Source organism: Parvimonas sp. C2, from assembly GCF_035282405.1.
Lineage (GTDB): Bacteria > Bacillota > Clostridia > Tissierellales > Peptoniphilaceae > Parvimonas.
Genome location: NZ_JAYKBP010000004.1, coordinates 99,771 through 123,505, shown reverse-complemented (window position 1 = coordinate 123,505; position 23,735 = coordinate 99,771). Strand labels below are relative to the sequence as shown.

Annotated in this window: 22 protein-coding genes; 1 reads left to right on the top strand and 21 read right to left on the bottom strand. The window is 27.2% G+C overall.

Features of this window, described 5'->3' with window-relative positions; translation table 11 throughout:
• Positions 1-161: 161 nt before the first annotated feature.
• The 21 genes from tsf to VJI95_RS06745 all read right to left on the bottom strand — a co-directional run bounded on the left by tsf (position 162) and on the right by VJI95_RS06745 (position 21,774).
• On the bottom strand, positions 162-1,232 hold the full coding sequence (gene tsf, locus VJI95_RS06845) for a translation elongation factor Ts (protein WP_323998541.1): 1,071 nt from the start codon (positions 1,230-1,232) through the stop codon (positions 162-164).
• A 94-nt stretch (positions 1,233-1,326) separates the two neighbouring features.
• Positions 1,327-2,091: a 30S ribosomal protein S2 gene (gene rpsB / locus VJI95_RS06840; RefSeq protein WP_324010801.1), complete on the bottom strand. Its 765-nt coding sequence runs from the start codon at positions 2,089-2,091 to the stop codon at positions 1,327-1,329.
• A gap of 198 nt (positions 2,092-2,289) precedes the next feature.
• Positions 2,290-2,568: an HU family DNA-binding protein gene (locus tag VJI95_RS06835; protein WP_323998539.1), complete on the bottom strand. Its 279-nt coding sequence runs from the start codon at positions 2,566-2,568 to the stop codon at positions 2,290-2,292.
• A gap of 118 nt (positions 2,569-2,686) precedes the next feature.
• Complete coding sequence (locus tag VJI95_RS06830; protein ID WP_324010800.1) at positions 2,687-3,673, bottom strand: peptidylprolyl isomerase; 987 nt, start codon at positions 3,671-3,673, stop codon at positions 2,687-2,689.
• 75 nt (positions 3,674-3,748) lie between these two features.
• A complete protein-coding gene (mfd, locus tag VJI95_RS06825) occupies positions 3,749-7,255 on the bottom strand; it encodes a transcription-repair coupling factor (protein ID WP_324010799.1) in 3,507 nt (1,168 codons plus the stop codon).
• Positions 7,256-7,291: 36 nt separating this feature from the next.
• On the bottom strand, positions 7,292-7,879 hold the full coding sequence (gene pth, locus VJI95_RS06820) for an aminoacyl-tRNA hydrolase (protein ID WP_324010797.1): 588 nt from the start codon (positions 7,877-7,879) through the stop codon (positions 7,292-7,294).
• On the bottom strand, positions 7,869-8,831 hold the full coding sequence (locus VJI95_RS06815) for a ribose-phosphate diphosphokinase (RefSeq protein ID WP_323998535.1): 963 nt from the start codon (positions 8,829-8,831) through the stop codon (positions 7,869-7,871). The genes pth and VJI95_RS06815 overlap by 11 nt, the downstream gene beginning before the upstream one ends.
• Before the next feature lie 16 nt (positions 8,832-8,847).
• Positions 8,848-10,233: a bifunctional UDP-N-acetylglucosamine diphosphorylase/glucosamine-1-phosphate N-acetyltransferase GlmU gene (glmU, locus tag VJI95_RS06810; RefSeq protein ID WP_324010795.1), complete on the bottom strand. Its 1,386-nt coding sequence runs from the start codon at positions 10,231-10,233 to the stop codon at positions 8,848-8,850.
• 277 nt (positions 10,234-10,510) lie between these two features.
• Positions 10,511-11,086: an MptD family putative ECF transporter S component gene (locus VJI95_RS06805; protein ID WP_324010793.1), complete on the bottom strand. Its 576-nt coding sequence runs from the start codon at positions 11,084-11,086 to the stop codon at positions 10,511-10,513.
• 1 nt (position 11,087) lies between these two features.
• Positions 11,088-12,503 carry an ABC transporter ATP-binding protein gene (locus tag VJI95_RS06800; RefSeq protein WP_324010792.1) on the bottom strand — a complete coding sequence of 472 codons (1,416 nt, stop codon included), beginning with the start codon at positions 12,501-12,503 and terminating at the stop codon, positions 11,088-11,090.
• Positions 12,481-13,173 (bottom strand): energy-coupling factor transporter transmembrane component T, encoded by a 693-nt coding sequence (locus tag VJI95_RS06795; RefSeq protein ID WP_323998532.1) that lies wholly within the window; start codon positions 13,171-13,173, stop codon positions 12,481-12,483. The genes VJI95_RS06800 and VJI95_RS06795 overlap by 23 nt, the downstream gene beginning before the upstream one ends.
• Positions 13,174-13,297: 124 nt before the next feature.
• A complete protein-coding gene (locus VJI95_RS06790; protein WP_324010834.1) occupies positions 13,298-15,016 on the bottom strand; it encodes an ABC transporter ATP-binding protein in 1,719 nt (572 codons plus the stop codon).
• The gene (locus VJI95_RS06785) at positions 15,016-16,752 is read right to left on the bottom strand and encodes an ABC transporter ATP-binding protein (protein WP_324010791.1); all 1,737 of its coding nucleotides are present in this window, start codon (positions 16,750-16,752) and stop codon (positions 15,016-15,018) included. The genes VJI95_RS06790 and VJI95_RS06785 overlap by 1 nt, the downstream gene beginning before the upstream one ends.
• Before the next feature lie 318 nt (positions 16,753-17,070).
• Positions 17,071-17,766 (bottom strand): 50S ribosomal protein L1, encoded by a 696-nt coding sequence (gene rplA, locus VJI95_RS06780; RefSeq protein WP_323998530.1) that lies wholly within the window; start codon positions 17,764-17,766, stop codon positions 17,071-17,073.
• A 43-nt stretch (positions 17,767-17,809) separates the two neighbouring features.
• A complete protein-coding gene (gene rplK, locus VJI95_RS06775; RefSeq protein ID WP_323998529.1) occupies positions 17,810-18,235 on the bottom strand; it encodes a 50S ribosomal protein L11 in 426 nt (141 codons plus the stop codon).
• Positions 18,236-18,337: 102 nt separating this feature from the next.
• Positions 18,338-18,877 (bottom strand): transcription termination/antitermination protein NusG, encoded by a 540-nt coding sequence (nusG, locus tag VJI95_RS06770; protein WP_324010790.1) that lies wholly within the window; start codon positions 18,875-18,877, stop codon positions 18,338-18,340.
• Positions 18,878-18,910: 33 nt separating this feature from the next.
• Positions 18,911-19,117 carry a preprotein translocase subunit SecE gene (secE, locus tag VJI95_RS06765; RefSeq protein WP_323998527.1) on the bottom strand — a complete coding sequence of 69 codons (207 nt, stop codon included), beginning with the start codon at positions 19,115-19,117 and terminating at the stop codon, positions 18,911-18,913.
• Between the two features lie 22 nt (positions 19,118-19,139).
• Positions 19,140-19,289: a 50S ribosomal protein L33 gene (rpmG, locus tag VJI95_RS06760; RefSeq protein ID WP_009372623.1), complete on the bottom strand. Its 150-nt coding sequence runs from the start codon at positions 19,287-19,289 to the stop codon at positions 19,140-19,142.
• Positions 19,290-19,451: 162 nt separating this feature from the next.
• Positions 19,452-20,231, bottom strand: coding sequence for a uridine phosphorylase (gene udp / locus VJI95_RS06755; RefSeq protein ID WP_324010787.1), 780 nt, complete (start codon positions 20,229-20,231; stop codon positions 19,452-19,454).
• Positions 20,232-21,071, bottom strand: a complete 840-nt coding sequence (gene rsmI / locus VJI95_RS06750; RefSeq protein WP_323998525.1) for a 16S rRNA (cytidine(1402)-2'-O)-methyltransferase — start codon at positions 21,069-21,071, stop codon at positions 20,232-20,234.
• The gene (locus VJI95_RS06745) at positions 21,055-21,774 is read right to left on the bottom strand and encodes a tRNA1(Val) (adenine(37)-N6)-methyltransferase (RefSeq protein WP_323998524.1); all 720 of its coding nucleotides are present in this window, start codon (positions 21,772-21,774) and stop codon (positions 21,055-21,057) included. Before VJI95_RS06745 ends, rsmI begins: the two co-directional genes overlap by 17 nt.
• Before the next feature lie 82 nt (positions 21,775-21,856).
• On the opposite strand from VJI95_RS06745, the gene VJI95_RS06740 reads away from it, so the two are divergent.
• Positions 21,857-23,704: an ATP-dependent helicase gene (locus VJI95_RS06740; RefSeq protein WP_324010785.1), complete on the top strand. Its 1,848-nt coding sequence runs from the start codon at positions 21,857-21,859 to the stop codon at positions 23,702-23,704.
• Positions 23,705-23,735 lie beyond the last annotated feature (31 nt).

Sequence of the window (23,735 nt, the reverse complement as noted above, 5' to 3'; positions counted from 1 at the left end):
GTTTACTTTTAACATTGTTATTATTTTCTTTCACTAACAAAAAATATAAAAAAGCTCCCTTTCATAATGAAGCTCCCTTTCATAATGCTTTGCATCGGAATCTTATTTTTACACAACAAAAAAGACAGCGATAATGATATACCGCCATCTTAAAAATATTTTTATAATCCCATTTGTTTTGCAACTTCTTCAGCAAAGTTTTCTTCTTTTTTTTCTAAACCTTCACCTACTTCAAATCTAGTGTATTCTACAATTTCAATATTTCCGCCTAATTCTTTTGCTTTATCATTTACAGCTTCTAAAACTGTTTTGCTATCATCTAATACATATTGTTGACTGAATAAAGCATATTGTTGATCAATTAATGTATTGTCTTGAATAAATCTTTCAATTTGTCCAGGTAAAATTTTATCCCAAATTTTTTCAGGTTTACCTTGTTTCTTCAATTCTTCTTTTAATAGTTCCTCTTCAGCTTTTAAAACTTCATCAGTTATTTGAGACATTGAAGCATATTTTGGAATTCTCTTTAATTGTTTTCCAAGTCTAACTAACTCTTCATTTTCTTTTTCAATTGAACCTTTAAGAGCTAAATATTCTTTTTCAACAAAATCAGCATCTAAATCTTTATAACTTAAATATTGTGGTTTCATTGCTGAAATATGCATACAAATATTTTGTAATAAATCTTTTGCAACTTTCTTTGTAGCTTCACTATCACATTTTGCTTTAAGAATAACACCAACTTTTTTATTAAAGTGAACATATCCACAAACTATACTATTTTCGCAACATGCCTTAGCAAATGACAATCTTCTAACAACAATGTTTTCTCCAATTGAAGAAATTTGTAATTTTAAATATTCTTCAAAATTTGTTCCATCTATAGTTGAAGAATTTAATTCTTCAATATTCTTTAATTCATTATTGAATACATGTTCAGTTACTTTTTTAGTTAATGCAACAAAATTTTCATTTTTAGCAACGAAATCTGTTTGTGAATTTACTTCAGTAAGAGCTGCTTTTGTATTATTTTCATCAATTACTAAAGTAATTAAACCTTCAGCTGCAACCTTATTAGCTTTTTTAGCAGCTTTAGCTAATCCTTTTTCTCTCAAAAATTCAATAGCTTTTTCCATATCTCCACTAACTTCCTGTAATGCCTTTTTACATTCCATCATTCCGGCACCAGTAGCTTCTCTTAAATCTTTTACCAATTTTGCAGTAATTTCCATAAAACCCTCCTATAACTTATATAATCTATAAAAAATAAGGTAAGGATAAATATTAAAAATTTGAATCCTTACCCCAAAAAATTCTACTTACTAATTATTCTGCTACTTCTTCAGAAACTTCTTCTGCTTCTACTACTACTTCTTCTACTATAGCTTCTTCTGTTTCAACTTGTTCTCCTTGCTTAGCTTCAACAATAGCATTTGCAATAGTACCTGTTAATAATTTTACAGCTCTAATAGCGTCATCGTTTCCTGGAATAGCAATATCAACTTCATCAGGATCACAGTTAGTGTCAACGACACCAATAACCGGAATACCTAATATTTTTGCTTCATTTACAGCAATTTTTTCATTCTTTGGATCTATTACGAAAAGAACATTTGGAAGTTTGTCCATTTCTTTAATTCCACCTAAGAATTTTTCTAATTTTTCAGCTTCTCTTCTTAATTTAATTACTTCTTTCTTAGGTAATCTTTGGAAAGTTCCATCTTCTTCCATAAGTTCTAATTTCTTTAATCTTTCAATTCTTTTTCTTATAGTCTTATAGTTAGTTAACATTCCACCTAACCATCTATGACTAACATAGAATTGTCCACTTCTTTTTGCTTCTGTTTCAACAGCTTCTTGAGCTTGTTTTTTTGTTCCTACAAAAAGAACTCTACCACCATCAGCAACAATTTCTCTTACAAAATCATACGCTTGTTCAATTTGTTTTACAGTTTTTTGTAAATCAATAATATAGATTCCATTTCTTTCTGTAAAAATAAATCTTGACATTTTTGGATTCCATCTTCTAGTTTGATGACCAAAATGTACTCCTGCTTCTAATAAATTTTTCATTAAAATTACTTGTGACATTTTCTTACCTCCTGTTTTTAAGTCACCCATATTCCTCAACTTGACAAGAACCACTTGGGCAACACTTGTTCAATCAGAATATGTGATTATTTACCAAGATATTATAACATAATATATTATATTTTTCAACACATAAAGTATATTTTTTATAAAAAAAAATCAGACACGCAGTCTGATTCTTTTTATTAGTAATCAAAATTATTTATTTACTATTTCTTTTAATGATTTTCCAGCTTTGAATACTGGAGCTTTTGATGCTGGTATTTTGATAACTTCTTTAGGGTTTCTTGGATTTCTACCATCTCTTGCTTTTCTTTCTCTAGCTTCGAAAGTTCCAAATCCAACTAATTGAACTTTTTCCCCTTTAACAAGTGTTTCTTCAACAGTTTGAATAAACGCATTTAATGCTCTTTCAGCATCTACTTTTGTGATTTTTCCTTTTTCGGCCATGCTAGCCAATAATTCAGATTTGTTCATTAAAATTTCCTCCTAAATACACTATTATATTTAATAATTGCCTATAAAATGGTCACTTAACCATTGTGCAATATTATTATATATCAATTTTTAAAAAATATCAAGCAATTCAACCAATTTATTTAAAATTTTTAATTGGTAAACATCCAACTTCTTTTTTAATTTTTTCAAATTCATTTTTAAAGTTTTCAGATAGTATTGATTTTTTCAATTTTTCATTTATATTTTTTTTGCTTTCCTCTGAAAATTCTTCATAATTTTCAACAATTTCATTCACTTTTATAATATGATATCCAAATTTTGTCTTTACTGGTTCACTAATTTCACCAGCTTTTAACTTGGAAGCAGCATCATAAAATTCTTTAACCATAACCCCTTTAGTGAAAGTTCCTAAAACTCCTTTATTTTTTTTAACTGATGGATCTTTTGAAACTTCAGTTGCTACGTCTTCAAATTTTTCTCCATTATCTAAACGACTTTTTACATTTTTTGCATCTTCTTCTTTTTCAACTAGAATATGACTTGCATTAATTTGTGGTCCCTCATATTCACTTCCTTTGTATTTTTTCATAATGTCTTCATCAGTTGGAGCATAATTTTCTGTAAACCAAGCTTGAAATTTTTGTGAATATAAATTATCCTCTATTTTATATTTTAATTCTTCTTCTGTAAGTTTGGCCTTTTCAAGTTGTTCATCATATTTGTCACCCACTTGATCTTTTACTTTTTTCAAACCCTCTTCTACATCTTCTTTAGTTACAGTAACCTTAGATATTTCTTCTTCTGATTTTCCTTCATCTTTGTATTCTTTTTCTAATTTAGCAAATTTTTGTTTTACAACCTCAATATTAGTGAACATTTCTAATATATTTTGTTTCAAAGTTAAAGAAGCTTTTTTACCTTCTTCAGTTGATTCATCATATTTTGCTTTTTGATCATCAGAGTAAGATGCAATTACTCTATCATATTCTTTTTGTATTTGATCTTCAGTTATATACTTTTCCCCAATTTTCACCATAGCATTTTTTGGAGCAGTTGCACATGCGGTTAAAATCATAGCCGATAATGCAATTCCACTTACAAATTTTATAAATTTACTTTTCATACTTCTCTCCTTTTCGACTAACATTGTAATCTTTTGATATTATACATCATTTTTTTAGGAATGTCAAAGCTTTTTTCAATTTTTCTTCTTTAAAGAGAGTAAATTATCAACTAATTCAATACTTTCTGATAGTTTATTCTTATCATAATTGAATATTAACTCGGCGTTTTTATTTAAATTAAATTCAATTTTTCTAAATAAATTATCAGATAAACCGCCGATTAGCTTTAAAATATCTCTATTTGCCTGTTCAAACTTAAATACAACAGATTTTTCTCTCTCTATTATTTTTAAAAAATTCAACTCTGTAGAAATAGTTTTCAAATATGAAACATTCATAACATTTAATACCATTTTTGGAACATCTCCAAATCTATCAGTCAATTCTTCATAAATTTCATTAAAATCTTCTCTTGATGTTATTCCTGCAATTTTTCTATACATATCAATCTTCTGATTACTGTCTCCTATATAATTTGAAGGAATATATGCATCAACTGAAAGTTCAATAGTAGTTTGACTTTTAATATTAAGATTTTCTCCTTTAACGGTTTTTATGCTTTCTTCTAACATTCTAACATACATTTCATATCCGATAGTTTCTATATGTCCAGATTGACACTCTCCTAAGATATTTCCAGCTCCTCTAAGTTCTAAATCTCTCATTGCTATTTTAAAACCAGATCCAAACTCCGAAAAATCTCTTATTGCCATAAGTCTCTTCTCTGAAATTTCAGTAAGTACTTTATCTTTTTCATAAGTAAAGTATGCATAAGCTCTTCTTGTAGATCGTCCTATTCGTCCCTTTAATTGATATAACTGTGATAATCCCATCTTATCCGCATCGTATATAATCATAGTATTGCAATTTTTTATATCCATTCCCGTTTCAATAATTGTAGTACATAATAGTATATCATATTCTCCCTCTTGAAAATCATACATTATATTCTCTAACTCTTTGTTAGACAATTTACTATGAGCCATTGCAATTCTAGCATCAGGAACAAGTTTTGACAATTCAACATACATTTTTTCCATATCTTGAATTCTATTATATACAAAATAAACTTGTCCACCTCTATCTAACTCCTTATATATAGCTTCTCGAATTACAGAATCATTATATTCTAAAACAAAAGTAGCAATAGTAACTCTTTCTTCAGGTGGATCATCTAAAACACTCATATCTCTAATTCCAACTAAACTCATTTGCATTGTTCTAGGAATAGGTGTTGCAGATAAAGATAATACATCAATATTTTCTTTTATTTTTTTTAAGGCCTCTTTATGTTTAACTCCAAATCTTTGTTCTTCATCTATTATTAAAAGTCCTAAATCTTTAAACTCTAACTTATTTGATAATAGTTTATTCGTACCTATAAGTAAATTTACTTTACCATTTTTTACATTTTTCAGAATTTCTTTTTGTTTTGTAGGACTTCTAAATCTGCTAAGCATTTCAATTTCAACAGGAAACTCCCCTATTCTATCATTAGCTGTGTTAAAATGCTGTTGAGCAAGTATGGTTGTCGGAACTAAAAATGCAACTTGCTTATCATCCATCATAGCCTTAAAAGCTGCTCTTAAAGCTACTTCAGTTTTACCATAACCGACATCTCCACAAAGCAATCTATCCATTGGTTTAAATTGCTCCATATCTCTCTTTATTTCATTGATTGCTCTAAGCTGTGAATAAGTTTCTTCGTAAATAAAACTATCCTCAAATTCCTTTTGCCATGTTGTATCCTCTGAAAATGCAAAGCCTCTTATTTTATCTCTCTTCGCATAGAGTTGAACTAAGTCTATAGCTATCTCTTCTAGAGCTTTTTTAGCACGATTTTTTGTTTTTACCCAATCACTAGAACCTAATTTATTTAATTTTGGTCTATATCCATCTTTACCAATATATTTTTGAATTAAATTCATTTGATCAGTTGGAATATATAATTTATCATTTCCTTTATATAATATTAAAATATGATCTTTTACAACGCCTTCTATTTCTATTTGTTCAATGCCTCTATATTCACCAATTCCATGATTTTCATGAACTACGAAATCTCCAACATTTAAATCTGTATAATCAAGTAAATTTTCTTTACTTTTCTTCTTTGTTTTTTTAGAAGTCTTTTTTACAGTTCCATATATTTCTTTATGAGTTAAAAAAAGAACTTTTTGAATTGGATACTCAAAACCTGATTCTAAATTTAGGGTAGAAATTCCTAAAATGGAACTTTTTAATTCAAATTTTAATCCTTCAATTATATTAGAATTTATATTTTCATCAAATAATATTTCTTTTAAATTATTAGCCTTTTCTAATGAACCTGCAAAGATAACAATTTTATATCCTCTTTGTAATTTACATTTTAACCCCTGAAACAACATGTCAAATTTTCTGTTGAACATTTCAGATTCAATAGTTTTTAGATTTACAATACTTTTTGCATTAATTATTTTTGTCCTTTTTAAAAGCTGTGTAAAGTTAACTATACTAAACTCTTTAATTCTTCTTAAAATTTGTTCAAAAGGAATTAAAATATCTTTATGCGAATCTAAAATCTCTGCATTTTCAATAGAAAATACTACATTTTCATGAAATAAATTTTCTATTTCCAAATTTTTATCATAAATTTTTAAAATATCTTCTGTACATATTATTGAATCTTTATCTAAATAATCTAAAAGAGTTGAATAGCTACCTTTTCTTATATATGGTGAAATTAAATCCATATTTGAAATATGATAATTCACCTTCAAATCATTATAAATTTGATAAAACTTTTCTGTTGCTTTTTCAATATCTTTTCCAAATAATTTTAACTTTTGTAATTTTTCAATATCTTTATTCAGACCATTTAAAATATTTTCAACATCAGCTTTTGATAATACCATTTCTTTTGCAGGTATTATTTCCACCTTATTCAACTTTTCAACAGATCTTTGACTATTAATGTCAAATATACGGATGGAGTCAACATCATCTCCGAATAATTCTATCCTTATTGGATTTTCAAAATTTACTGGAAATATATCAAAAATAGATCCTCTTATTGAAAATTGTCCTTTTGCTTCAACAAAATCTACTCTATCATAATGCATCTTTATTAGATTTTCAGTTAATTCGTTTAGATTTATTTCAGAATTTTCATCAATGTAGATATAATGTGATTTAAAAAATTTTGGTGTGCTGATTTTTTTTGATAAAGCACTTGCAGTAGTTATTATTATGAATTTCTCTTTAGAAAGAAGTCTGTTCATTATTCCTATTCTTAAATTTTCTAAATTAGTCTCTAAGCTATTAATATTGTGAAATCTTATTTCAAAATTAGGATAAACAGCTACCTTATCCCCAACTAAATTTTTTAATTCATCACAAAGTTCATTAGCTCTATTTTCATTTTCAACAAGTAAAACTAAATTTTTATCGGGCAAATCATTAAAAATAGAATATATTAAATGAAATAAACTCTCTTTGATAAGTCCATTACAATAAATTGGAACATTATTTGATTTTAAACCTGAAATCATATCCAAATATGATTCATTATTTTTTAAAAAATCAATTAAAAAATTCATAATTAACTCCTCGTTTATAAAAAATATAGAGGAATATTATTCCTCTATACACATTCCATTATATTTACACATTGTTTTGTCAACATCACTTTTTATTATCTCTTCAACGGCATCTGTAGCAATTTCTAATTCTTTTTTCAAAATTTTCTCTTCAGATGATGAAAATCTACTTAAAACAAAATCTTTTAAATCCATATAATCAGGACATTTTCCAACACTTATCCTAACTCTAGGAAAATTTTCTGTTTCTAAATGATAAATAATTGACCTTAACCCATTATGTGTACCTGCACTTCCTTTTTTCTTAATTCTAACAGTTCCAAAAGGAATATCTATATCATCTAATACAACTATAATATTTTCAGGTTTTATTTTAAAATAATTTACTGCATCTATAACTGCTTCGCCTGACAAATTCATATAAGTAAGTGGTTTTAAAAAAACACATTTTTTGCCAAACATATTTATCTGACCACAGAAAGATTTAAACTTTTCTTTTTTCATATTGATACTATATTTTTCCGCTAAAATATCAATAACCCCATATCCCACATTATGTCTAGTTTCTACGTAATTTTTACCAGGATTTCCAAGACCTACTATTAAATATATATTATCTTCCATCAAAAAGCATACTCACAGGTCTATTGTTATTTATTCTATCAATAGCTTTCGCAAAATATTGGGCTACTGAAACAACTTCAATTTTACCACCTAAATTCTTTTCTTGAGGAATAGTATCTGTTACAACACATTTCTCAACTTTGGAATTAGAGATATTTTCTATTGCTTTTCCCGAAAATACACCATGACTTGCAGTAATATAAACTTTTTTTGCTCCTTTTGCTATTAGGGCATTTGCAGCATTTGTAATAGTTCCAGCTGTATCTATAATATCATCAACTATTATACAAGTTTTTCCTTCTATATCGCCTATAACATTCATTACTTCGGAAACATTTGGACGTGGTCTTCTCTTTTCCAAGATAGCAATAGGCAAATCTAAATAATTAGAGAAATTTCTAGCTCTTGTAACTCCACCTAAATCAGGAGAAACTACAACCATATCTTTTTTGTCTTCATCTTTTAATTCATCCTTGAAGAAATCAGCAAGTGGTTTAATAGCAGATAAATGATCCACAGGAATATCAAAATATCCTTGAATTTGGCCTGCATGTAAATCCATAGTTATAACTCTATCAGCCCCTGATTTTTCAATCAAATTAGCTACTAATTTTGCTGTAATTGGTTCTCTAGCTTTAGTTTTTCTGTCTTGTCTTGCATATCCATAATATGGAATAACCACATTAATTCTTCCTGCAGAAGCTCTCTTGAAAGCATCAACCATAATTAACACTTCCATTAGATTGTCATTAGTTGGATTGCAAGTTGGTTGAATAATGTAAACATCATAACCTCTTACAGTTTCCTCAACTGAAAGATTAATTTCACCATCACTAAATTTCCCGATATTGATTTCCCCCAGTGGCATATCAAGACATTTACAAATATCTTCTGCAAACTTTCTATTTGCAGTTCCTGAAAAAATTTTCATAGGTCCAGTATAAGCTAACATAATTCCTCCTAAAATATTACTTTCTTATTTTTAAATTCTTTTTATAAACCCAATTTTCTTTTTCAAAAGTTTCACTGCGTCCAATTATTAAAGAACCTTCATTTTCCACATCTGAAACCACAGTAGTTCCAGCAGCAATAAAAGTATCATTTGCAATTTTTACTGGAGAAACTATATTAGAATTACTACCTACAAAACAACCGTCTCCAATTTCAGAAATGTGTTTATTTTTCCCATCGTAATTTACTAAAATAGAACCACAACCCATATTTACATCTTTCCCAACAATTACATCTCCAATATAGGATAAATGACCAGCTTTGGTATTCTCTCCAACAGTTGAATTCTTAACTTCAACAAAATTTCCTATATGAACTTCATTTTTTAAAATACTATTTGGTCTAAGATGAGCAAAAGGTCCCATAGTTACAGAATCTCCAACAATGCTGTCCTCTATGTAAGAACTTCTAATTACAACATCATTTCCTATAACAGAATTTTCTATAAAAGAATCTCCTGTTATATATACATTTTCTCCTATTCTAGTATTTCCAAAAATTCTAGCACCACTTCCAATAAATGTATCTATTCCTATACTTATTCCCTTTTCAATAACAGTATTTTCTGGATTTTCCATTATAACACCATTTTTCATATATTCTGAATTTATTCTGTAACGCATAATTTTTTCAGCTTCAAATAGTTGAAGTTTAGAATTTATACCATAAATTTCTTCAATGTCGTCAAGTTTATAAGTTGAAACATGCTCTCCATCTTGCACTAAAACTTTGATTGCATCTGTAAGATATAACTCATTTTGAACATTATTTTGATCAATCTTTGTTATTGAATTTTTTAATGCTTTCCCATTAAAAACATAAATTCCTGAATTTATTTCTTTAACTCTCTTTTCTTCAATAGTAGCATCCTTATCTTCGACTATTTTTAAAAATTTACCATTATTGTCCTTTATAATATGACCATATCCTGTAGTATCATTGATAAATGCCGTAAGAACAGTTGCTTTTGAGTTCATAGCAATATGTTCTTCTAATAATTTTTGTAAAGTTTCCCCTTTTATTAAAGGAGTATCCCCACTCAAAATTAAAACATTATCGTCATCACTGATTTCATCTACAGCAAGTTGAACCGCATAACCTGTTCCATAAGGATATTCTTTACCTATTTTTTGTTCCTTATATAATACTTTATCTTCAAATTTTTCTTCAACTTCAACTTTATTTTTTCCTACAATAATTATAGTTTTATCACTACCTGCATCACAACTAGCATCATAAACATAATCAATCAAAGTTCGATTAACAATTTTATGTAAAACCTTTGATTTCTTACTTTTCATTCTAGTTCCTTCACCTGCAGCTAATATGATTGTAATATTCATACTCTAACTCCTAACTATATAAAATCTATATCACATATTTTAATATGCAATTAAATTAATATTATTATTTAAAAAATAAATTTTGTTTTATCACAAGGCATAAAAGTTTTAATTATATCGTAATTCCTTTTTGATTATTTTCTTATGGTAATTACGATGAAATTAATGTAGTTTTATCACAAGGCATAAAACTACATTAATTATATCACATATACTCAAAAAAAACAAAAGAGATATACGCAAATATATCTCTTAAAATCTTTATTTCTCGAAATTTTTAAATTTTTTTAAAATGTTTTTTCAAAATTTTATTTCCAATTACAACACCAAGTCCGCCCAGTATAAATACAATCAAAAGGTTAATTAATCCATATGTTCCAGTTGAAAATTTTATCATCTCATTTATAGCACTCTCTGTAACTCCATTTTTTCCTACCCAAGTTTTCTTAAATGATTCTAAGAAGAAATTTACCGGTATTATTTGTCCACATTCACTTCCTACTTGAATCAATCCAAAAGCTATAAATTGAGCAATTTTATTTTGATAACCCATATATGAAAGTATAACTTCTCCTATAATAAAGGAAACCGTATATGAAATAATCCACGGAAGGTAAAATCCAGCACCAGCCATTGCAATCAAATAAACACCTGAAAACAGCAAAAAACTCCCCTTTTTTCCAACCTTATTACACATAAATACAAAAACTGTCCCTGAAAATAATCCTGCAATTCCAGGACTTATACAATGTGCATATGGTCCCAATGGAAATAATGCAAATGTTACAATCATTGAAACAACCAAATTTAAAGCTCCTAAAATAGCAACTAAAACTAAATCTTTAATTTTCATTTTATTTTCCTCCTTTTATTTTTTGAAAAATATTAGTTAGTTGATTTTTTTCTTTTAAAATAAAATCTTCTATGATTTTTCCATTTTCAAGAAATATCACTCTATCAACAACTCTTGACAACAATTCATAGTCATGAGAAATTAATATTATCGCTTTATCTTTTGCTAATTTTTTTATAATATCAGAAATAATAATCATATTATTAAAATCCAAACCGCTAGTTGGTTCATCTAAAATCAAAATATCAGAATCACTTTTCGCACAAATTCCCATAAGTAATCTTTGTTTTTCTCCTCCAGAAAGCGAAAATGGGTGACAATTTCTATTTTCATAAAGATTAATAACTTTTAACATTTCCAAAACTTCATCATCAGTTAAGTCTTTATTTGATAAGAAAAATTCTGAAAATACACTTTCTGAAAATAACTGGTAATCCACATCTTGCATCAAAACAAAAGGTAAACTTTTACTTAAAATTTTCCCTGAAGTCTTCTTATATATTCCAGAGATTAACTTAGAAATTGTAGATTTCCCAACACCATTTTTACCTACAAGTCCAACTATTTCACCTCTATATATATCAAAAGAAATATCTTTAATAATGTCTTTAAATTTAAGATTTCTTATTTCTAATATTTTTTCCTCTCTTTTTACTTTTTTTATATCAGTTAATTCATTATCGAAAGGATTTAAACTTCTCAAATCTTCTGCACTATAATTTAAAGCATCTTTTCTACCTAAATTTACAATAAGTTTTCCTTTGTTTATATGAATTAACCTGTCAAAAATTTCTTTTAAATAAAAAATTCTATGTTCAACAACGACAATAGTATATCCGTTTTTCTTTAATTTTAGAAAAATTTCTTTCAATAGCTCAATTCCCAAGTAATCCAAATTTGCAGAAGGTTCATCAAATATTAAAGTTTTCGCATCTAATATTGAAACACATGCAATAGAGATTTTTTGCTTTTCTCCACCAGAAATTTCCAAAACATTTTTATTTAAAATATTTGAAATACCAAAGAAATTCGAAATATTTTCTATTTTTTCTACAATTTCTTTAACTTCATATCCCAAATTTTCCAAAGTAAATGCCAGTTCAGAAGTGGTATTATCAGTAAAAAATTGTCCTCTCGGATTTTGAGAAACCGAACCTATTATTTTACATAGCTCATAATTTTCACAATCTTTCGTATTTTTATCATCAATAAAAATATTTCCTAAAAGTTCCCCGTCATAAATATGCGGAATCAGTCCATTTATACATTTGTATATCGTAGATTTACCAGAACCAGAAGCTCCTGTTATTAATACTAATTCTCCTTTATTTATTTCAAAACTTATATCTTCTAAGGCTTTTTTATCAGAATTTTCATAAGTAAAACTTACATTTTCAAATTTTATCAATAAATCCACCTCCCCAAGAAGCTACTAGTAAAATCAACATAACAATAAGAACAAAATCTACTATGTCAAAATTTTTATAGTATATTGAATTCATACTATCAGTACACATCGCACATCTTGTATATGCTGATTCTGTCATTTCATTTGCAATATTCGATGCCCTAAAAAGAGTTGGTACAATGTAATATTCAAATCGTTTAATAGGTTTAGTAAATGAAATATCTACTCCTCTAAGCTTTAAAGCATTTTTTATAATTCTTTTTTCTGCAAAATAAATAGGAATAAATTTTAAAGTAATCGTACATGCAAATCTTATTTTTTTACCAAATCCCAATTTTCCTAAAACATAAATCAATTCACTTGTTCTTATATCTAAAACAATAAAACTCGCTATCATGTATGTTGGACACATCTTTACATTTGAATAACTGATAAAACCTATGAAAGAGAAAAATGAATCATCAGGCAACTTTATATAAAAAACTATATATAAACAAATAAGATAAAAAATTAGAAATTTTATAAATCTTTTGGTTTTTCCACTATAAATTAAAATTAAAGAACAAATACAAAAATAAATCATATCTAATTTGAAATTATTCCACACTAAAATCAACGTTCCAAAAATCAAATTCATAAAAATTAAGACAAATAAATTTATTCTACGTTGCTCTATCAAATAAATTCCCCCAATCAATTAAAAATTAATAAGAACCCCACCCTTCCTCGATGCTTCGCATCGGCTGGGTGCCCGGGAATCTTGTTGTTTCACAATATAAAGTGCTGTAAAAACAGCACTCATATTAATAACTATAATTTTCAGCTAAATTAGAATTTTTAACCATTGTATTGTAAACCTTAGATTTTTCTAAAAGCTCATTGTGATTTCCTTGGGATTCTATTTTTCCATTTTCCATTACTATTATTTTATTTACATTCTCTATAGATTTCATTCTATGTGAAATTATCAATACGGTTTTATTTTTAATAAGCTTATTTAAGCTTTCTTGTATTTTCATTTCATTTTCAACATCAAGACTTGCACTAATTTCATCAAGTAAAATTATTGGAGCATTCTTCAAAAATGCACGTGCAATAGAAATTCTTTGCCTTTCTCCACCAGATAATTTACTTCCATTTTCTCCAATTAAGGTGTCGTACTTTTCAGGTAATTTTTCAATAAATTCTTCACAATTAGCAAGTCTTGCAGCTTCTTTGACTTGTTCATCGGTTGCATTTTTATTTCCAAATCGAATATTTTCTAAAATTGAAGTATTAAATAGTGTAACTTCCTGAAAAACTATTGAAATATTTTCAAAAAGACTTTCTGTTTCTATACCTTTTATATCATTTCCGTCTATTATTATTTTTCCACTATCATAGTCATACAATCTTGACATTAATCTTAAAACTGTTGTTTTACCACAACCTGATGGTCCAACTAAAGCTGTAACTTCACCTTGTTTTGCAACAAAAGAAATATCATTAATTACTTTATTTTCCCCATATCCAAATTCAACATTTTTAAATTCTATATCAAAATTTTTAAGTTCCTTAGCTTCTCCAGTTTGGGTTTTAGTACTTCTTAATTCTCTAATTCTTTGTAAATTTCCATCCAAATACATAAGTTCTGCAAAATTTGAAAGCATTCCATTTACAGCATCAATAACCTTTGAAGCACACATTATATAACCTATTAGATAAAGAATAGATGCCTCACCCTTTAAATATAAAGCTGTTCCAAATAAAATCGTAGCTCCCAAAGTTAAATTTTGTATGTTTGTTGAAATACTCAATGGAAATACCATTTTACCTTCAGCTTTTATATGAATTTTTTCTGAATAATCAATATCATCATATATTTTTTTAGTAATTTTATCTACTTGTCCATAACTTTTTATTTCTTGCTGTAATTCAATGGATTCTTGAAAATCCTCTGAAATACCTCTCATAACATTATAATATTTTTTGTTCCCATTAACTTGCATTTTTTTTGATAGAAATATACATCCAGTTGACAAAACAATTGGAATTAAAATACAAAGTCCTAATTTAAAATTATAAATTAATAACATAGATACTATTAATATTAAATAAAATATTAGACCTATAGCCTTCGGAATAGCATGACTTATTGCATGTTCAATAGTCGCAACATCCTTCATAATTGTTTGAGATAAATCTGAAACATCGTGCTTTGAAAAAAATGAAAGTGGTAAAGTTTTTAAAATCTCTGCTATTTCAATTCTAATATTTGCACTTTCTTTATATGTTTCATTATATAAGCAATCATATTCTATTGACATAAGAATATACATTATAAGTAGCATAATTAATATTCCTATTACAAAGAAAGAAATAGTATTTTCTTTCCCTTCAATAACATTTTGAATAAAAAACATAAGTAAAATCATTGGAATCATTAAACTACAATATGAAAAGAATGATGCTATTGATGCCTTTATGATTCCGGCAGTTCCCTTATCAGTTAATTGAAACATTCTTTTAAGCATTTTCATAATTATATCCTCCATTCATTAGCTTGAGAGAATAAATCTTGTAAAAATTTATATCTTCCACCAATTTCCATAAGCTCTTTATCTGTTCCTCTTTCAATAATTTTCCCATTATCAACAACCAATATTTCATCAACATTTCTAATTGAACTCAATCTATGCGCAATCATAATTACAGTTTTATTATTCATTAAATTTGAAAATGCTAATTGTATCTCATGTTCATTTTCCGGATCAGATGCTGCTGAAGCCTCATCTAAAATTATAATCTTCGCATCTTTTAAAATTGCTCTTGCTATTGCTATTCTCTGAATTTCACCACCTGAAAGATGAACTCCCTTTGATCCTATTACAGTATTTTCTCGAGTTTCAAATTTATCTAAAATATCTCCACATCTTGCTAATTTTAAAGCATTCATAACTTCTTCATAACTAGCATTTTCATTTCCTATCTTTACATTTTCAAAAATTGTAGTTTTAAAAAGCTTTGAATTTTGAAAAACAAACGAAATATTATTCATAAGAGCTTCCCTTGAATAAGTAGAAATATTTTTTCCACCTATTAAAATCTCTCCCTCGTCAATCTTATAAAATCCCGAAATTAATTTTGCAATGGTTGACTTACCACCACCTGATGAACCAACCAAAGCATAAGTTTTGTTTTCGTCAAGTCTAAAACTTAAATTTTCCAAAATATTAGCAGTATCATATTTAAAACTAACATTTCTAAATTCTATATCATAGCTAGAAAACTCTTTATCATTTCCATACTTAATATCATTCGCTTCCATTTCTGTAAAAAGATTTTCTAATTTTTCTACTGCTTGTGTTGCCATATATTGGTGCATTCCTACATACATAATTCTCATAAAACAACCAAATAAAGTTCCAATAAAGCATGTAAAGAAAATTAATTTAATCATTATTGACACATTATTTTCTGCACCCCTTGAAAGCATAATTGCAAATGGAGTTACAAACGCAGCTGCCCCAAGCAGAATAATTTGAAATATAACATAAGGCTGTTTACAGCTTTTACTGTACTCATAAGCACATCTAGAGTAGTCAACAATAGAATCATAAAATGATTTAAAAGAAAATATTGAAGCTTTAAATATTTTTAAAACTTGCATACCTCTAACATATTCAACTGCCTCACTATTAACTCTTTCAAGTGCTTTATTATATTTTTCCATAAATTTCACATCACCATACATAAGTTTAGTAAAAATGGCAGATAATATAGTTAAAATAACAGTTGCTATCCCTAAATAAATATCTACAGAAAACATTATCACAAATAAAAGTATTGGCGTTATCAATGCAACAGTTATATCTGGAATTAAATGTGCAACTATCATATGAGTATCAGTAGCATTATCATCTATTATTTTTCTTATTCTCCCTGATTCATTAACATCAAAAAATGAAAATGAAGCCTTCATTAGATGACTTATTCCTGCTTTTCTAAGATTTGTTTCCAATCGAAAAGCAAATAAATGAGTAAATCCTACTGAAATAAAATAAATTAAGGACTGAACAAGCATAATTACAAAAATAGTAATTGCATAATTTTTTGCTTGAGTAAAATCCTTCTTTAATAAAAATTCGTTCAAAAATTTATACAAAAACCAATATGGTAAAATTGAAAGCACTGACGAAATAAGACTCATAAATATTCCAATATAAACGAGATGCTTTTTATCAGGCACATACTTAAATAATTTCTTATAAATATCCATTAAACCCTCCTATTTTATTCTATATTCAATATATTTCTGAAAAATATTAGAAATAAATTGAATAAGTATTTTTACACAAACGACGTCTTCGTCGTTTAAAAATATTATAACACTTTTAATATTGCTTTTCAATATCTTTAATATTGATTTTTATTTTAAATTAAAAAGGCTATCTCTATAAAATAGATAATCTAATAAGAAAATAAATTAGAAAATAAGAACCCCACCCTTCCACGATGCTTCGCATCGGCTGGGTGCCCGGGAACCTTGTTGTTTCACAATAAAAAAAGACACCTTTGCGGTGTCTAAATTTATTAATTATTCTCCTAATTTAGTAGAAGCTAATTTAATTCCAGGTCCCATTGTAGTTGCAATAGAAACTGATTTTAAATATTTTCCTTTAGCAGCTGATGGTTTAGCTTTTATAATAGCAGTAATTATAGTTCTTAAATTTTCTTCTATTTTTTCAGCACCAAAAGAAACTTTTCCAACTGGACAGTGAACGATGTTTGCTTTATCAACTCTATATTCAACTTTACCAGCTTTAATTTCTTTAACAGCATTAGCAATGTCAAAAGTAACTGTTCCTGATTTAGGGTTTGGCATTAAACCTTTAGGTCCTAAAACTTTACCGATTCTACCTACAACACCCATCATATCTGGAGTTGCAACTATAACATCAAAATCAAACCAGTTTTCAGTTTGAATTTTTTGAACAAGATCATCTGCTCCAACATAATCAGCTCCAGCATCTTTAGCTTCTTGAACTTTATTTTCTTTACATAAAACTAAAACTCTTAAAGTTTTACCAGTTCCATGAGGTAATACTACTGTACCTCTAACTTGTTGATCAGCATGTCTTGAGTCAACACCTAGTTTAACATGTAATTCAACTGTTTCATCAAATTTTGCAGTTGAAGTTTTTACAGCTAACTCACACGCTTCTTTTAAATCATATAAGTTTGTTTTATCTATTAATTTTAAACTTTCTAAATATTTTTTACCTTTTTTCATTTATATCCTCCTTGTGGTGTTCGCTTTTTGCTCCCACGTAATATTACTCTTCTACAGTTATTCCCATACTTCTAGCAGTACCTTTAACCATACTTATAGCCGCTTCAATAGATGCAGCATTCAAGTCAGGCATTTTCATTTCTGCAATTTCTCTAACTTGTTCTTTAGTTAAATTACCTACTTTAGTCTTGTTTGGTACTTTTGATCCTGATTCGATACCTAATTTTTTCTTAATTAATACTGGTACCGGTGGAGTCTTTGTAATGAATGTAAATGATCTATCTTGGTAAACAGTCAATACAACCGGAATAATTAATCCAGCTTGGTCAGCTGTCTTTGCGTTAAATTCTTTTGTAAATTGCATTATATTTACACCATGAGGTCCAAGTGCAGTACCTACTGGTGGAGCAGGAGTCGCCTTTCCTGCTGGAATTTGTAATTTTACTAATGCTTGTACTTTTTTAGCCATTTTATAGTTCCTCCTTAAAAACTAATGTGGTTTTTCGGGTGCTAAACCCCTCCCACTCTCGTATATCTCTGTTTTGAATACTTTTTCAAATTATTTTCAAATTTAATTTTTTATTACGTCACTAAAATCTAATTCAGCAAGCGTATCTCTTCCAAATAAAGAAACGAAAGCTTTTAATTTACCATTTTCATGAGATACTTCTATTACTTTAGCAGTTAAATCTTTAAATGCTCCATCTATAATCGTAATAGAATCTCCTTCGTTAATTTCCACATCATTATATGGTTTTGCTGAAACACCTAATGCTTCAACTTCTTTTTCTGATAGCGGTACAGGTTTGTTACCTGAACCTACAAACCCAGTTACTCCTCTAGTATTTCTAACTAAATACCAAGAAATATCTGTTATTATCATTTTAACTAAAACATATCCAGGAAATAATTGCTTTTCTTTGATTTTTCCAGTTTCTGTTTCTTCTTTAACCGTTGGAACAACAACTTCAAATATGTCAATGTCATTTCCACGATTAACAACTAACTTTTCGATATTAGCCTTTACTTTGTTTTCGTGTCCTGAGTATGTATGTACTACATACCATTTGGCTTCTTTTTCTTTAATATCCTTTAATTCTTCTGTTGTCATATAAGCGGACTAAAGTCCTTCCCTCCTTAATAATTAATGGATAATTAAACCTAACAATCTTTTTAAAATATTATCCAATCCCCAAATCATAGTTGAACTAATTATAGAAATTGTAACTACTGCAAGGCTATAATAAAAAACACTCTTTTTAGAAGGCCATACTATTTTCTTAAATTCATGACGAACTCCACGCATAAAGCTAGTTTTCTTTTGTTTTTGATCAGTAGTTTTTGCCACCATACTACTCTCCTCCAATCTCTAACTATTTTGTTTCTCTGTGAAGAGTGTGTTTTTTACAAAACTTACAATACTTGTTCAATTCAATCCTGTTAGTTGTAACTTTTTTGTTCTTTTTAGTATTGTAATTCCTATTTTTACATTCTGTACATGCCAACACAACTTTATCTCTCATAGAAACACCTCCTTGAAAGCTAAATTTGAACATAATTATACATTATATTACTCATAAGATGATAACATAAAGTAAATCAATTGTCAAGCAATTTAGACCATTTATTATAAACTTTATTTTTATAAAACAATCAAATTATTACATTAAAAAAATCTATCAATTTTATCTGTTTTCTCTATCTTTTTTTATTAAATTTCTAAGGGCATGTATTGCTGTTTTTATAGCTCTGTCAGTATCTTCTATTACATTATTTGATAGATTTTGCTTTACTCTTTCTTGATTGTTTACAACTAAGAATATTGAACCAGCTCTTGTATTTAAATAACTTGATACTACAAAAAGCGCTGCTGATTCCATTTCACTTGCCTTAGTGTTAAGTCTTTTCCACGCTTCCCATTTATTTAATAATTCATAACTTACAGGTTTAGTTTCTGGTTGATGTTGTCCATAGAACGCATCTTTACATTGAACCACTCCAACATGATATTTTTGTTTAGTTTCAATACAAGCATTTGAAAGCTCATTTACGATATTAAAATCAGCAACTGCAGGAAATTCTATTGGCGCATATTCTTTTGAAGTTCCTTCCATTCTGATTGCTCCAGTAGCTACTACCAAATCTCCAGCTTCAACTTCTAAGTCGATTCCACCACAAGTCCCAACTCTTATAAATGTATCTACACCGATTTTATGCAATTCTTCAACAGCTATTGATGTACTTGCTCCACCAATTCCAGTACTTGTTACAGAAACTTTTTCTCCTTCTAAAAATCCTGTATATGTTACATATTCTCTATTATCAGCAACTAAAACTGCATCTTCAAAATATTTTGCAATTAGTTTACATCTTTTTGGATCTCCAGGTAAAATTACATATCTTCCTACATCTCCCACTTTCATATCAATATGATATTGTTTTTCTTTTAATAATTGTTCTGACATTTATTTTTCCTCCTCATTTTCAAAATTCAATACTAATTCATATGCTTCATTTTTTGAAATATTAAAATTATTTTTTAGCATTTTTACAACGTCCTTATTACTGTATCCATTATTTTTTAAACTTAATATTTCCTTTTCAATATCAATAGCTTCTTTTTCTTCAGATATTTTTTCTATTATAAGGACTATCTCTCCTTTTACCCCTTTTTCAGAATAATAAGAGATAATTTCTTCTAAAGTTCCCCTTTTGTACTCTTCAAAAAGTTTTGTAAGTTCTCTACATACGCACACATTTATATTTCCAAATAAGGAATATAAAAATTTTAATGTTTTTAAAAGTCTATGTGGACTTTCATAAAATATTCCTGTAACATTCATATTTTTAAAGTTTTTAAAGTATTTTTCACGTTCCGAGTCCATTTTAGGAACAAATCCCATATAAACAAAACTTGTCGCATCAAATCCACTACCGCAAATTCCATTTATTAATGCACAAGCTCCAGGTAAGATTTCATAAGATATATCTCTTTTTATAATTTCCTGCAAAATCACAAAACCTGGATCATTAATTATCGGCATTCCAGCATCAGAAATTACAGAAACAATTTTTCCGCCTTCAATATTACTGATTATTTCTTCAACTCTCTCGCTCTCATTAAATTTATGGTATGATATTAATTTAGTATTTATGTTATGATATTTTAATAAGTTAAGACTGTTCCTTGTGTCTTCACAGTAAATTATATCACTTTTTTCTAAAACTTCCAATCCTCTAAGTGTAATGTCTTTCATATTTCCTATAGGTGTTGGAACAAAATAAATATTAGAAATTCTGTCCATAATATATCTCCTTAATTTTATCGGTATATTTTCCATTTTTATCATAAATATAAATATTATCTTCAACAAATAAATTGCTATTACCGTTTTTAACTAGTTCAACCATAAATAGATGTGGTTTTTTCTCAATATTTGTAGAAATAAATTGTATTCTTTTAGCTTCTAATCTATATTTTCTGGATTCGCTTAATACATCTACTAGACGTTCCATACTGTAAATCAAAAATACTTTTCCACCAGATTTAAGTTTTTTATACGAAAAATCTAAAATATCTTCGAGTTTAAGCATATATTCATATCTTGAAATTAAAAAATTCTCATCTTCATTTAATATTCCTGTGTTCATTTTTTTATATGGAGGATTTGAAACAATATAATCAACTGAAGAATTATCAAAATCATTATAACACAATTTTAAATCTTTATTTAAAAGAATAACATTTTTTAGCTTATTTTCAACTATACTATGATTAATAAGTTCTGCATTTTCATTTTGTATTTCTATGAGATATACTGTTTTTAAATTATTTAAAAAATTAATTCTAAAGCCTATTATTCCAGTTCCTGCTCCAATATCAATCAATATCTTATCTTTTTTCACTTTTGAAAAATAGGATAATAAAATCGAATCAATACTAAAAGAAAATTTATTCTTATTTGCAAATATAACACCTTCAGTGTTAGGAATATAATGTTTATCCATGTAATAACCTCCGACCTATATTTTACCATAAATACGCTTTAAAAGGAATTATTTTTATGATAGAATATACTAAGGTGATTATATGAATTTTACAAATCAACAATTTGATGCCATTAAACATTTTGAAGGTCCTGCTCTGATTTTGGCAGTGCCGGGTTCTGGCAAAACAACTGTATTATTAAATAGAATTTTAAATTTAATTAAAAATCATAATATAGATCCAAGTGAAATAATTTCAATAACGTTCAGTAAATCTCAAGGAATTGATATGGAAAGACGATTTTTAGCTCAAAACCCTGAATTTAGAGGAAAAATAACTTTTAAAACAATTCACGCTTTTTGTTATGAAATTGTTAGAAATTATATGAAATTAAAAAATATCAAAAAAACTTTGATTGAAGGAAATAAAGAATTCAATAGAATTTTAATTTTAAAAAGAATTTATTATCAAAAAAATTATAAAAAACTATCTGATGAAGAAATCAATGATTTCTTTTCAATTTACGATTTTACAAAAAATAAAATGTATGATTTTGAAGGATATATAAGAAAAAATCATTTTATTTCCAATCGTTCTTTAATGTTAAAACTGTATAATTTGTATGATGAAATAAAAATTCAAAATAATTTTATTGATTTTAATGACTTGCTCATTTTAGCAAATGAATATATTTCAACGGATAAAAAACTTTTAAAGGCTTTAAAAAATAGATATAAGTTTTTCCAAATTGATGAAGGTCAAGACACTTCTACTTTGCAATTTGAAATAATCAGAAAAATAGTATTTCCTGAAAATAATGTATTTATAGTAGCAGATGATGATCAGTCAATTTATAGTTTTAGAGGTGCAAGTCCTGAAAACTTATTAAATTTTAAAAATATTTATCCGAATTCCAAAATATTTTTTATGGATAAAAATTTTCGGTCTACAAAAAATATCATAAAAATAAGCAATAAAATAATTCAAGGAAATAAAATCAGATATGAAAAATCTTCTAAACACACAACTGAAGAAAATTCACAGATAATGCTTTTTAAAGTTAAAAACTCCATTATTCAAGCCAGAGAATTGGTGAAAAGAATTTTTGAAATAAACCCTAATGAAACTATTGGAGTTTTATATCGAAATAATATATCTTCGCTATATGTTGCGGACATATTAAAAAATAATAATATAGAATTTTTTATAAAAGAGAATAAATTCGATTTTTACTCAAATAGAATTTTAAATGATGTAAAAGATATTCTTTTATTTTCAGAAGATACATCCGACTTGGAAGTTTTTAAAAAATTTTATTTTAAACTTAATGCCTATATAAAAAAGGACTTCATTGCTAAATTGGAATATAAACCATATAATCAATGTGTTTTGGAAAGTTTGCTGGACTTGGATGAGTTAAATGATTTTTATCTAAACAAATTTACATCTTTAAGAAATGATTTTAAAAGATTAAAAAGGATGAAAATGGAAGATAAAATTGACTGTATTCTCTATGAGATAGGATACGGAGATTATTTGGATAATTTCAACGATTTTTCTAATCTAAATTATAATCTTATTTTTGACTTGATAAAATATTTATCCAAAGATTTAAAAACTTTTGATGAATTTATAGAAAAATTGGACAATTTAAAGAAATTGCTTAAAAATGCATCAAGTTCAAATTCAAATATATCAATTTCAACAATACATTCTGCAAAAGGTTTAGAATATGATAATGTATTTATCATTGACCTAATTGATGGAGAATTTCCACAAAAGAGTGTATTAAATTCTTTTGATGAAAAATTATTGGAAGAAGAAAGAAGATTGTTCTATGTTGCAATGACAAGAGCGAAAAAAAGATTGCTCCTATTTACAATAAAAGAAAGAAATAATCTACCTGTTGACCCTTCAATTTTCTACAATGAATTAAAAAACAAATGTTAAAAAAGGAGCTAAGCTCCTTTTTTGTGTATAA